Source organism: Soonwooa sp., from assembly GCF_032062245.1.
Taxonomy (GTDB): domain Bacteria; phylum Bacteroidota; class Bacteroidia; order Flavobacteriales; family Weeksellaceae; genus Soonwooa.
Genome location: NZ_DAMBQF010000001.1, coordinates 67927 through 80197, shown reverse-complemented (window position 1 = coordinate 80197; position 12271 = coordinate 67927). Strand labels below are relative to the sequence as shown.

The 12271-nt window shown below is 33.8% G+C and carries 11 protein-coding genes and 1 riboswitch; all 11 genes read left to right on the top strand.

Going from position 1 to position 12271, the window contains the following annotated elements; translation table 11 throughout:
* Positions 1-198 precede the first annotated feature (198 nt).
* The 11 genes from RT037_RS13805 to RT037_RS00310 all read left to right on the top strand — a co-directional run bounded on the left by RT037_RS13805 (position 199) and on the right by RT037_RS00310 (position 12254).
* Entirely contained in the window at positions 199-603 is a 405-nt protein-coding gene (locus RT037_RS13805) for a DUF2752 domain-containing protein (protein ID WP_409529535.1), read from the top strand.
* Between the two features lie 78 nt (positions 604-681).
* A riboswitch (TPP riboswitch) is annotated at positions 682-772 on the top strand.
* A 41-nt stretch (positions 773-813) separates the two neighbouring features.
* Positions 814-2925 carry a TonB-dependent receptor plug domain-containing protein gene (locus tag RT037_RS00355; RefSeq protein WP_313026920.1) on the top strand — a complete coding sequence of 704 codons (2112 nt, stop codon included), beginning with the start codon at positions 814-816 and terminating at the stop codon, positions 2923-2925.
* Positions 2926-3039: 114 nt separating this feature from the next.
* Positions 3040-3678 (top strand): hypothetical protein, encoded by a 639-nt coding sequence (locus tag RT037_RS00350; protein ID WP_313026915.1) that lies wholly within the window; start codon positions 3040-3042, stop codon positions 3676-3678.
* 3 nt (positions 3679-3681) lie between these two features.
* Positions 3682-4203, top strand: a complete 522-nt coding sequence (locus tag RT037_RS00345; RefSeq protein ID WP_313026911.1) for an acyl-CoA thioesterase — start codon at positions 3682-3684, stop codon at positions 4201-4203.
* Between the two features lie 51 nt (positions 4204-4254).
* The gene (locus RT037_RS00340; RefSeq protein ID WP_313026907.1) at positions 4255-5193 is read left to right on the top strand and encodes a 2-hydroxyacid dehydrogenase; all 939 of its coding nucleotides are present in this window, start codon (positions 4255-4257) and stop codon (positions 5191-5193) included.
* A 164-nt stretch (positions 5194-5357) separates the two neighbouring features.
* Positions 5358-6635: a serine hydrolase domain-containing protein gene (locus tag RT037_RS00335; protein ID WP_313026903.1), complete on the top strand. Its 1278-nt coding sequence runs from the start codon at positions 5358-5360 to the stop codon at positions 6633-6635.
* Positions 6636-6703: 68 nt separating this feature from the next.
* The gene (locus RT037_RS00330) at positions 6704-8359 is read left to right on the top strand and encodes an Ig-like domain-containing domain (RefSeq protein ID WP_313026898.1); all 1656 of its coding nucleotides are present in this window, start codon (positions 6704-6706) and stop codon (positions 8357-8359) included.
* On the top strand, positions 8356-8817 hold the full coding sequence (locus RT037_RS00325; protein WP_312322000.1) for a heme-binding domain-containing protein: 462 nt from the start codon (positions 8356-8358) through the stop codon (positions 8815-8817). Before RT037_RS00330 ends, RT037_RS00325 begins: the two co-directional genes overlap by 4 nt.
* A 40-nt stretch (positions 8818-8857) precedes the next feature.
* Positions 8858-9928 (top strand): formimidoylglutamase, encoded by a 1071-nt coding sequence (locus RT037_RS00320; RefSeq protein ID WP_312322001.1) that lies wholly within the window; start codon positions 8858-8860, stop codon positions 9926-9928.
* 5 nt (positions 9929-9933) lie between these two features.
* On the top strand, positions 9934-10941 hold the full coding sequence (locus RT037_RS00315) for a glycosyltransferase (protein WP_313026892.1): 1008 nt from the start codon (positions 9934-9936) through the stop codon (positions 10939-10941).
* A 203-nt stretch (positions 10942-11144) separates the two neighbouring features.
* Positions 11145-12254 (top strand): MraY family glycosyltransferase, encoded by a 1110-nt coding sequence (locus tag RT037_RS00310; RefSeq protein WP_313026888.1) that lies wholly within the window; start codon positions 11145-11147, stop codon positions 12252-12254.
* Positions 12255-12271: the final 17 nt, after the last annotated feature.

Genomic DNA, 12271 nt, shown 5'->3' with positions numbered 1-12271 from the left:
AATTATTCTATAAATTGCAGCCAAAAATACGATTTTTTATACTTTTTATAAACTTTATTCATTCAGTTTTGAAATAAGTACAATTAGTTTTTATCTATATTTTCTTATTTTTGTTTGTAATTAATTGATGGTTAGTGTTTTATTAATTGGTGTGAGTTTGGAAATCGTAAAAAATATTTAGCGAATATTCGCTGATTTATGATTTGGAAAATGAAAATTAAGTGGTTTTTGGGCGTATTATTAACTGGTGTTTTGTTGGTTTACTTTTTTATAGATCCAGCATATTCTGGTTGGGCGATTAACTGTCCATTTAAAGCTATAACTAAATACGATTGTCCTGGTTGTGGTAGTCAGCGCGCTTTTCATCAATTATTACATGGGCAATGTAGTAATGCTTTTGTTTTGAATCCGCTTTTTGTAGTCGCGATTCCCGTTTTTTTGATTTTTCTTGTTTTTCAGATTGTTGATTTAAAAACAAAGTATTCGAAATTTTACAATTTGTTGTTTGGGTTTAAAAGTATTCTTATTTATTTAATTATTGTTTTAATGTTTTTTGTTGTTAGAAACACAGGATTTTACACCGTATTCATTAATTCAATTTAGTTTTTTAAACCAAGCTTTTTTTTAAAAATTTCATTAACAAATCTTCAAAAAATCAAATTTATTTTTCATAAGTTTGCAACACGGAAAAAGGGGTGCCCTAGAAAGGCTGAGATTATACCCTAAGAACCTGGGCGGGTAATGCTGCCAAGGGAAATATAAACGGCTTGGCTGTTTGGTGCATCCTTTTATTCCAACAAATATTGTGTTAGAATGAAAGGATTTATTTTTTTATCGGCTCTTAGTATCGGAGCTTTCAGTTTTGCTCAATCCAAGCAAGATACAATCAAGGAGATAGAGCAAGTTCGTGTTTTCAAAAAACTACCAGTTTCTAAAGAAATTATCAATGTTCAGAGAGATCTTGATGCCAAAAATCTTGGACAAGATTTACCCATTTTATTGAAAAATCAAACTTCAGTTATGTCAACTTCAGATGCTGGTAATGGCGTTGGCTACACAGGTTTTAGAATTCGTGGTGTTGCTGGGACAAGTATCAATGTGATGATGAATGGTATTCCGTACAACGATTCCGAAAGTCAAGGGACTTTCTTTGTTAACGTTCCGGACTTGACAAGTTCGGCATCACAGATTGTTATTCAGCGTGGTGTTGGGACATCCACAAACGGAGCTGCCGCTTTTGGAGCGAGTGTTAACATCGTTTCTAAAGATCCTGAAAAAGAATTTTATGTAAAAACCGATGACAGTTATGGCTCGTTTAATACCTATAAATATTCTGCCGAAATAGGTTCTGGAAAGTTCTGGAAAGACCGATTGTCATTGATGGGACGTTACACCAAAATCCATTCGGATGGTTATATTGATCGGGCATTTTCTGATCTTAATTCCTATAGTTTCGCAGCTTTATTTGAAGAAGATAAAACGAGAATTCGTTTGATGGCTTTTGGTGGAAAAGAAAAGACTTACCAAGCTTGGAATGGCGTCGATAAAGAGACTTATGACAAAGATCGACGATTTAACTATTCAGGTCAATATTTTGATTTGTTGACAAATAAAGAAAAATTCTACGATAACGAAACAGATAATTACAGACAAAATCATTATCAATTACTTTGGGAACAAACTTTTAACGACCATTGGAATCTTGAAACGACTTTACATTACACCAAAGGAAAAGGTTACTATGAAAATTACAAACAAGACGCTAAGTTTTCAAAATATAACTTACCGAATATTTTAGTTGAAGGTTCGGAGATTAAGCGCTCAGACTTTATTAGAAAGAAATGGTTGGATAACGATTTTTATGGAGCTGTATCAACTTTATATGGTAAATATGAAAATACAGACATCAATATTGGCGTTGTTGCTAACCAATATTACGGAAGACATTTCGGGAATGTATCGGGTGTTTTCTTTCCAGAAATTACTGAACATGAGTATTACCGAAATAGAACGGTGAAGAATGAGATTTCTGGCTTTGTTAAAGGACTTTACAGAATTAATGACTTTGAGTTGTTTGGAGATTTGCAAATGCGAAATGTGACTTATGATGCAAAAAACATTCAACAAGGTGATGGAGAAAGTTTTGATTTAAATAAAAAATGGACGTTCTTTAATCCTAAAGCTGGCGTTAATTACAAGATAAACGGTGGCAAATTATTTTTGTCTTACGCTATCGCAAACCGAGAACCGAATCGTGACGACTTACAAGAAAACCCAAATACTAAAAACGAATTTTTACAAGATTGGGAACTTGGTTTAGAAAAACAATTTGGGTCCGTGTTATCTTTTTCCGCGAATCTTTATTATATGCAGTACAAAGATCAATTGGTACTGTCGGGCGTTATTAATGATGTTGGGAATTTTGTCCGTCAAAATGTTGACAAAAGTTACCGAGCTGGTATCGAGTTAGGTGCTTTGGCAAATGTTTCGAAAGACTTCCGAGTTAATGCAAACTTAAGTTTAAGCAGAAACAAAATTAAAGAAGTTAATGCTTCAAAAGACGATGCTGTTATCATTATTAAAGATGCAGAAACTTCTTTTTCTCCTTCTGTTATCGGAAATTTGGGATTGCAGTATGATTTTGGTGACGCTTTTACAATTGGTTTAACCAATCAATATGTTGGAAAACAATATTTGGACAATACTCAGAACGAAAACTACCGAATTAAAGATTATTTCTTGACAGATTTTAATGCAAAGTTTACATTACAGTTGCCACGAACAACAGCAGAATTCAAGCTTTTGGTGAATAATGTTTTTGATCAAAAATATATTAATAATGGTTTTGTATATGGCGATACACCTTATTATTATGCACAAGCTGGTGTTAACTTTATGTTTGGCATTTCTTTAAAGTTCAAATAATTAAACACTAATTAAATATATCTGCAAAAGCATCTCAAAATTTTGGGGTGTTTTTGTTTTTATAAATTACTAATTAATTTGCCATCCTGTTATAAAATTATAAATTTGCATATTATGGACATTGCACAGCAAATTTTACAGGTTCTTAATGCTCAAGGTCAACTTGAGCTAGCAGGGTTGGGGATGCTTTCTCTTATCACTAAACATGCTGAATTGGATGTTCAGAATGATAAAATTCTGCCTCCAAAAAAGGAATTAATTTTTAATCTTTATCGTGGTCAAAAGGCTGATAATCAATTTAATGGGTTGTCATCGCAAATTCTAAAAGATCTTTTGGAAAAAGGAAATTACGATCTTGCAGGTATTGGTAAATGGACAAATTTTGCAGGGAAAATCGACTTTGTTGCAGATTCTCAAATTGCAGCAAACGACTTTTACGGTTTCGAAGAAATTGAAGTGCCGAGAGTTGGCGCCCATGCGCCGCAGTTAATGCCAAGCCTCGATGAAGATTACAAATTTAATAAATCTATTCTTTGGACATTTTTAGTCGTTATTCCGATTGCGGGCATTTTGTACGTTGCATTTACCCAAAAAGATCAACTGTTTGGGAAATCTTCTTTCAAAAGTGTTGAACTTTCAAAGATTGAAAAACAACCAACAAAACCTGTCGTTGTCGACTCGTTGGGTGTAAAACCGAGCGACTCGATCAAAAGCGATTCTTTATCGCGACCAATTAACAATACAAGGAAATAATATATGCAAAAATCAAAAAAAGCAGCTGAGTCGCTTACGGTTATGACGAACATTGTTCTACCAAACGAAACCAACTCGTTGCGTAATCTTTTCGGTGGAGAATTGCTTTCCAAAATGGACCGTTGCGCTTCTATCTCGGCGGCTCGTCATTGCGAAAGACGTGTGGTAACAGCTTCTGTTAATCACGTTTCGTTTAATCATCCGATTCCTGAAGCTGGAATTGTTGTTTTGGAATCAAAAGTGACGCGTGCATTTTCAACATCGATGGAGATTTATGTTGATGTTTGGTTGGATGATCCCATCAACCAAAAAAAAATTCATACTAACGAAGGTATTTACACTTTCGTGGCGGTTGATGAGTTTAACAAGCCAGTTCCGATTCCTGCGTTAGAGCCAGAAACGGAAGAGGAGAAAAAGAGATTCGATGCGGCACTTCGCAGAAAAGAATTGTCATTAATCCTTTCTGGAAGAATGAAAGCGACAGATTCTGTAGAGTTGAAAAAATTATTCGCTGGAGAAATATAATATGACGGAAGATTTATCTTCCGTTTTTTTATCATTAAAAATGAAGTAGATATGAAAGCAAAGATTTTATTATTAGACAAAAACCATCCCTTAATTGACGAACAATTATTGGCGCAAGGATTTGTGTTGGACGAAGATTTTAGTTCGAGTTACGATGAGGTTTTAAAAAAGATAAAAGAGTACGACGGCATTATCATTAGAAGTAGAATTCCGATTGATGCTAATTTTCTGAATCAAGCAAAAAATTTGAAATTCATAGCGCGCGTTGGTGCTGGTATGGAAAACATCGATGGCGAAACTGCTAAAGCTTTAAATATTGAATTGATAAATTCACCCGAAGGCAATCGAGATGCTGTTGCAGAACATGTTTTGGGGATGTTATTGATTTTGATGAATCGTCTTTTTATCGCGTCTAACGAAGTTAAAAACGGAATTTGGCTGCGCGAAGAAAATCGTGGCGACGAACTTTTAGGCAAGACTTTCGGTATTATCGGTTACGGAAATATGGGAAAATCGGTTGCAAAACGATTGTCGGGTTTTGGTGTTGAAGTTATTTTTTATGATATTTTACCAAACATAGCGGACGAATTTGCGACGCAGGTTAGCTTAGAAGAATTGCAAAAACGCGCTGACATTGTGAGCCTTCATATTCCGCTGACCGATTTGACGCATTATATGATTGATGAAAATTTCATTAATAACATGGAAAAAGAGTTTTACTTCGTTAACACTGCGCGTGGTAAAAATCTTAAAACTTCGGCTTTGGTTGAAGCTCTGAAATCTAGAAAAGTAAAAGCTGCAGCGCTTGACGTTTTAGAATATGAAAAATCTTCTTTTGAAAATTTAGATGTTGAAAATGATGATTTAAAATATTTATTAAATTCTGACAATGTCATCGTAACGCCACATATCGCTGGTTGGACGCATCAAAGCAAAGAAAAATTAGCGCAATTTATCGTTGATAAAATTTTGAAACTTTATAATAGTTAATAGAATAAAGTCTTCATTTTAATAATAATCAAGAGAAGCTTAAATCATTTTTAGGCTTCTTTTTTTGTAATTAATTTAACATAAAATAACATTTTCGGGTGCGTCATTTCTTTGTACAAATCCATAATTTAGCGATTCTGTTAATTGAAAAAATGTAAGGAACAATGAAGAACTCCAAAGGTGTGTTTTTATTAGTGATGTCGATGTTATTTTTTAGTTGTAAAAAAGATAATTCACCTACGGAAAAAGAAGCTTATCAAAGCAAATTACCCAATTATTCTAATGTCAAACTCGATAAAGTTTTCACTGACGAGGATCGACAACTTGATAACAAAGATCAAATCGTTTCGCAAATCGATAATTACTATAAAACAGTTTGGGAAAACGGAAATCTTAGCGGAAGTTTTTTAGTGGCAAAAGGTGACGAGATTTTGGTTGAAAAATACCGAGGTTTTGGACGAGAAAATGAGCAAATGCCGATTGATAAAGATACGCCGCTTCATGTCGCTTCGGTTAGTAAGACGATGACAGCGATGGCGGTTCTCAAATTAATTGAAGCTGGAAAGTTGAAACTCGAAGATGATTTAACCAAGTTTTTTCCAAAACTTCCGTATCCTAATATTACAGTTTTTAGCTTGTTGTCGCAACGTAGCGGACTTCCGAAATATGAGCATTTTGACCAATCTGTAAAACCCGCGCCTGCTGAACTGCAAAAGAAATTTATCACCAACCAAGATGTTCTTAATATTTTGGAACGTGACAAACCAGAATTGGCGCGTCCTAGCAATACAGGTTTTATGTATTGTAACACGAACTTTGCGATGTTGGCTTTAATTGTTGAAAAAGTGACAGAGACCAAATTCCCTGAGGCGATGCAAGAGATTTTGTTCAAGCCTTTGCACATGGAGCATTCTTTTATTTTTGAAGAAAAAGATATTCCGACGGCTTCGCAATCCTTTTATAATGGACAAAATCGATTATATCCGCTAGATCATTTTGACCTAATCTACGGTGATAAAAATGTCTACACAACGCCAAGAGATTTATTAAAATTTTCGACTGCAATGTTTTCTAAAGACTTTTTGAAGCCAGAATTAAAAGCTAAAATTTTTGAACCTTACAGTAATGAAAAAGCTGGCGTTAATAATTACGGTTTAGGTTTCCGAATGAAAATCTTTGACGAAAATAATAAACTGACCTATCATAATGGTTGGTGGCATGGTAGTAATGCAGTTTTTGTTCATCTTTTAAAATCTAAGGTGACGATAATCGCTATCGGTAACAAATATTCGCAGCGTGTTTATTCGGCAATGGCTTTGTCAGGCTTGTTCGAGCCGTTTCCTTTTGAGATTGAAAAACTTAATAAAGTTATGAATGGCGACAAACCAACCAACGAAAATGCAGATTCTGTCAATGTGAGTACCACGAATTATTCAGAATAAAAATCATATAGAGAACTAAAACGCATTTTCCGTTTTAGTTTTTTTATTTTTGCAGTATAAATACCATAATGAAGAAGATTTTTTTTCTTTTCCTCATCAGTTTGTTGATGCTGTCTTGCGCGCGCGTTGGTTCTCCTAACGGCGGCGCCAAAGATACAATTCCGCCAAAAATGTTGTTTAGCAATATCGATACAACACGTGTTAATGTGCCTGTGACAACTAAAGAATTGCGCATTGAGTTTGATGAATATATCAAGCTAAAAGATATTAACAAAAACCTGATTATATCACCCCCTATTAAGAATATCAAAAAGATTTTGCCCGCTAATCTTGGAACAAAATTTTTGATGATCCAATGGAGCGATACGCTTAAAGAAAACACGACTTACAATTTCAACTTCGGGAATGCGATTAACGACCTTAATGAAGCTAACGTTTTACCGTATTTTAATTATGCTTTTTCTACAGGTCCAGAGATAGAAGATAATTATCTAAGTGGAACTTTGGTGGATGCACTCGGTGAAAAAAAATCTGAAGGTAAAGATGTCAATTATGTTGTAGGACTTTATCAGGTTAAAGACTCGATGGACTATCGTCAAAAGCCTTATTATATTACGAATGTTGATCCGGATGGTTATTTTGAACTTAATTATTTATCACCAGGAAAATATAAAATTCTAGCTTTTGAAGATCAAAATGGAAATTCTATTTTTGATAATGGAAAAGAAAAATTTGCCTTTTCTAAAGATGATGTTGTTATCGAAGACAAGAAAAATATTTCTGGGACAAAACTGAAACTTTATCCAAGTGTTCCGCCTATTAAATATAAAGAATACAAACAGACAAATGGCGGCATTATGTTGTTGTATGAAGGAAAACCTGAGAATGTTGAGGTAACTTCTGCGTCGGCCAATCTCAAAGATTACAAGGTCACGCATCGTCCAAAGTCGGATTCGGTGTTTGTTTGGTTTGATGCAATTGCGCAAAACATAGGTATTGATAAAAGTGATAACATAAAATTAGCTTCAAAAACTGTTGTTAAAACAGATTCTGTTTCGGTTTATTATAAAAATGATCCAAGAGCGGAAATGACTTTAGCAAGTGGATCAGACAAAGTTTTAGCGCCAAATACATTATTTAAAATTAAAGCTAATTTTCCAGTGTCAGAAATTCAATCGGACAAATGGAGATTGACTTCGGATAGTATTTCGCAAAATTTTACGGCAAATATTTCTAAGGCGAATAGCGAGGATATTATCATTAATTCTGATTTTAAAGCTGGGAAATCTTATCAACTTTCCATTCCAAAAGAAAGTGTAAAATCTTTCTATAAATCTATCGCAAAATCTTATCGACTCGATTTCGAAATCGGAAAACCTACAGATTTTGGAACTTTTAAACTTGAAATTTCCAATGCGCCGACGTCACATTTTTGGGTACAAATGCTGAATGAAAAAGGCGATGTCCAATACCAACAATACACTAAGGAGAATGTTGTCTATTTTAAAAACTTAAAACCTGGTGATTATTTTCTTCGTATTTTGGTGGATAATAACGATGATGCTTATTGGGAAACCGCTTCCTTTGCGGAGAATCGATATGCGGAGGATGCTTATTTATTTAAAAAAGGAAAAGATCAAAATCCGATGACTAAAGTTAATATACGACCGATGTGGGAAATTAACGAAAAGTGGGATCTTAACGCTGAAACACAAGGGAATTGAAAAAGATTTTAAGAATTTTAATTGTTGTAATTGTAATATTTGGCTTGATACAATTAATTCCGATTGATAGAGTTAATGAACCTATCAAAAAAGAGGAGAATTTTGTAGATAATTATAAAGTGAGTCCGCGTGTCAAGAATTTGATAATTGCGGCTTGTTACGATTGTCATTCTAACGAGGTTAAATATCCAGATTATGCTTATGTAGCGCCAATTTCGTGGATGGTGAAAGATCACGTTTCGGAAGGTCGCGAGCGCCTTAATTTTTCCAAATGGGGGACTTATAATACTTTCCAAAAAGAGGGGATGATGGAGAAAAGTAGTACTACAGTGGAAAATTATACAATGCCGTTGCCTGCGTATATCTCAAAGCATCCCGAAGCTAATCTTAGTAAGACAGATCGAGAGTTGATGGCAAATTTTTTCCGTGAAGTTCTTAAAGATTTAAAAGAAAAATAAAATTTTACTATCAAATCACCAACCGTAAATAAAACTAAACATGAATTTTGAAGATTTTATCATTGCTCCAAAACCCATAAAAACTGAAGAATGGCAATTGGGCGCTCATATCGCAAATGAAATTTTGGAAGACAGCATTGTGTTGTTGTTTGTTTCAGATAATCGTGGTGCGCGCGGTGATGCTGAGGTTCAGGATTTTATGAATGTTCGTCGTGAGTTTTACAGGTTGTCAAAATTGGATTTTGAAATTCCGATGGTGGATTTGGGCGATTTGGTGTCTGGTAAAAGTCTAGAAGACACGCATTATATTTTGCAAGAAGTGCTTTCTGCTTGTCATTACAAACGCGCGATTCCAGTTGTGGTTGGCGGTTCTACAGATTTCTCTTATTCACTTTATGCCGCTTTAGATTTTCATTATAAAAAGATAAATTATACGCAAATCAATAACGTTGTGTCTTTGGCGCAAGGTGACGAAATCAATGAGCGCAATTTTTTAAGTAAAATTTTGGGTTCCAAAAACTTCGAAATTCAGAATTATCATCACCTTGGTTATCAAAAACATCTTAACGAATTAGATTCTGTTAAATTGATAAAAGAAGTTCAGTTTGATGTTATTCGTTTGGCTGAAATGATGAATTCTACAGAGCGCACCGAACCTTTTTTTAGAAAAACAGATTTAGTAACGATTAATTGTGACGCCATCGAAAGCGGCATGGATCCTTTCTCGATAAATCCTCAAGTTAACGGACTTAATAAGCGCGAAATTTGTGCTTATATGAAGGAAATCGGTCTTAGTGAAAACCTGAAATCTGTTGGTATTTTTAATTTTAATATTTATTCTGACGACAGAATGAATCATCAGCTTTTGGCGCAAATGATTTGGTATTTGATAGAAGGAATCAATATCCAGCGATCACATCCTAAAGAACGAAAATTCGAAACTTATTGGGTGATGGTTGGCGAAGAAAGTCATGCTTTCCAACGTGATACATTTAGGAATCTTTGGTATTTTGGGGAAGATGAGGATTCTAATAATTTAATTCCGTGTTCGCGCTCGGATTTTGAAGAGGCAAAAAGAGGTTATTTGGGCGAACGTTTTACTAGAAAATAAAAAATATGCGACCAAAAGTTTCGGTAATTGTTCCCGTTTATAATGTTGAAATTTACCTTGAAAAATGTCTTAATTCGTTAATTAGTCAACAACTTTCCGCCATTGAAGTTATTATTGTTAATGACGGTAGCAAAGATAATTCGCAACAGATTATCGATGATTTTACAAATCGTTTTCCTGAAAAAATTAGAGCTTTTACAAAAGAAAATGGAGGCCTTAGTGAAGCCCGAAATTTTGGATTAAAACATTGCACTGGCGAGTATATTGGTTTTGTAGACAGTGACGATTATGTGACGGATGATATGTTTGCGGAAATGTACGATTTGGCGCAAAAACACAATGCCGAAATGGTCATTTGTAATTTAGAAAAAGTTGATCAATTCGGAAATGTTACGCAAAAGTTGACGCAAATCCCAAATATGCCAGAGAAAATTGACTTGAGCGAGCATTTTTCAGTGTTTTCGGATTTGAGTTATTTTGCTTGTAATAAAATTTTTAGAGCTGATTTGTTTTCGAATAAAAATTTTAAAAAAGACATTCATTTTGAGGATATACAGTTAATTCCACAGCTTTTGTTGAATTGCAAAACGATAGCACAAACTCAGAAATTCCATTATCAATATCTAGAACGCACCGATTCGATAACCAAAACACATACTTTGAAAGGCCTTGATATTCTTAACGCTGTTAAAGATGTTGAAGTTGCTTTTAAAAATTCTAGTTTTTCTAACCGAACAATTGAACTTAAGAATTTCCAGATTCTAGAAGGTGTTTACACTTTTTTAGCTTACTTGGCTTTTGTGAAAGATAAGTCTACATATCTACAAATGCAGAATGCGCTTTCAACTTTTATAAAGGAACGTCAAATATCACGAAATGATGTTTTTGCTTACAAAAGATTTGGAGAAAATTACTTTTCTAGCTTGCCAATAACGAAGCGATTTTATTATTTAATTCAATTTTTTGTACCCGTAAGTTTGCATACAACAATTATTTCGAAATTATCTAAATAGTGCTGTTGTTTTACAAAAATAACATTTAGTTCAATATTTTGAAATGTTTTGATGTTTAATGATAATATTTGAGAGTAATGGTTGAAATGTTTTTAAAACTAATCTGAAGTTATTTGCTATTTATTAGTATTTTTGCGCTGAGAAGCATTCCTTAGAGAGTTTTTCACCCACAACGCGATGAAAAAAAATTACGAATTCTGCCCATGGACAACTTAGGTTTTGTGCAAAATATGAGTTTTGAATCCGTCTTTATTTTGAAGATGGTTTTAGGATTTTCAATATCATTTTTGTTGACCTATTTTTTGGTTCCAGCAATTATTAAAATCTCTAGGAGAAAAAATTTGATGGATGAGCCAACAATGCGGTCGTCTCATCAAAGAAAAATCCCCAACCTTGGAGGAATTGCGATATTTTTCGCACTCGGTGTTTGTGCTCCAATTTTTGCCTACGAATTGTTTGACCAATACAAATTTTTGTTCGCTTCATTAGTTATTTTATTTTATATTGGTGTTACTGATGATATTGTCGTGATGCGTGCTTATAAAAAATTATTAGCTCAGATTGTTGTATCTGTGCTAGTTGTCGTTGGTTCCGATGTGAGGATACGGAGTTTTTTTGGGTTGTTTGGTATTGATGAACTTAATTATTATTTCAGTGTTTTTTTTAGTGTGTTGACGTTTATTATACTGATAAATGCTTTCAATCTGATTGATGGAATTGATGGACTAGCAGGAAGTTATAGTTTATTGTCTAGTGGTTTGTTTGCGGTTAGTTTTTATCGTCTTGGCGAATATAACTTTCCTTTGGTAGTATTTTGTATCATTATAATTGGATCTGTTCTAGGTTTTTTACGTTTTAATCTCTCTAATCAACGGAATCAAAAAATTTTTATGGGAGATACAGGTTCCATGATTTTAGGGTTTTTATTGGCTTTTACCGCAATTAATTTCATTGATATTTTTATAGATAAGGGCGATTATTTTAAGCCTCATTATCATTTGGTAAGCGCACCTGTAATCGCATTGTCTGTGTTGATATTACCAGTTGCAGATACCTTTTCTGTGATTTTAATAAGATTAATAAAAAGGCAGTCGTTATTTAAGCCTGATAAGAATCACCTTCATCACAGAGTGGTAGATTTAGGTTTGAGTCATAAACAAGCAACATTCAGCATTTGTATTGTTTATTTAATAGTGATTGGAATTGTCTACCTATTAAGGCACCAAGATTTAAATTTACTTTTTGTTTTGGTGTTTATAATAGGATTGATGTGTTCTTTTTTACCTTTTTTATTAAAAAAAATGTTAAAATAAATATTTAATTTTGTGAA

Excerpts from the sequence above, each read along its gene's own strand:
- RT037_RS00315 (WP_313026892.1), top strand. The coding sequence starts at position 9,934 with ATGCGACCAAAAGTTTCGGTAATTGTTCCCGTTTATAATGTTGAAATT.
- RT037_RS00310 (WP_313026888.1), top strand. The coding sequence starts at position 11,145 with ATGGACAACTTAGGTTTTGTGCAAAATATGAGTTTTGAATCCGTCTTT.
- RT037_RS00345 (WP_313026911.1), top strand. The coding sequence starts at position 3,682 with ATGCAAAAATCAAAAAAAGCAGCTGAGTCGCTTACGGTTATGACGAAC.
- RT037_RS00340 (WP_313026907.1), top strand. The coding sequence starts at position 4,255 with ATGAAAGCAAAGATTTTATTATTAGACAAAAACCATCCCTTAATTGAC.
- RT037_RS00330 (WP_313026898.1), top strand. The coding sequence starts at position 6,704 with ATGAAGAAGATTTTTTTTCTTTTCCTCATCAGTTTGTTGATGCTGTCT.
- RT037_RS00350 (WP_313026915.1), top strand. The coding sequence starts at position 3,040 with ATGGACATTGCACAGCAAATTTTACAGGTTCTTAATGCTCAAGGTCAA.
- RT037_RS00320 (WP_312322001.1), top strand. The coding sequence starts at position 8,858 with ATGAATTTTGAAGATTTTATCATTGCTCCAAAACCCATAAAAACTGAA.
- RT037_RS00335 (WP_313026903.1), top strand. The coding sequence starts at position 5,358 with ATGAAGAACTCCAAAGGTGTGTTTTTATTAGTGATGTCGATGTTATTT.
- RT037_RS00355 (WP_313026920.1), top strand. The coding sequence starts at position 814 with ATGAAAGGATTTATTTTTTTATCGGCTCTTAGTATCGGAGCTTTCAGT.
- RT037_RS13805 (WP_409529535.1), top strand. The coding sequence starts at position 199 with ATGATTTGGAAAATGAAAATTAAGTGGTTTTTGGGCGTATTATTAACT.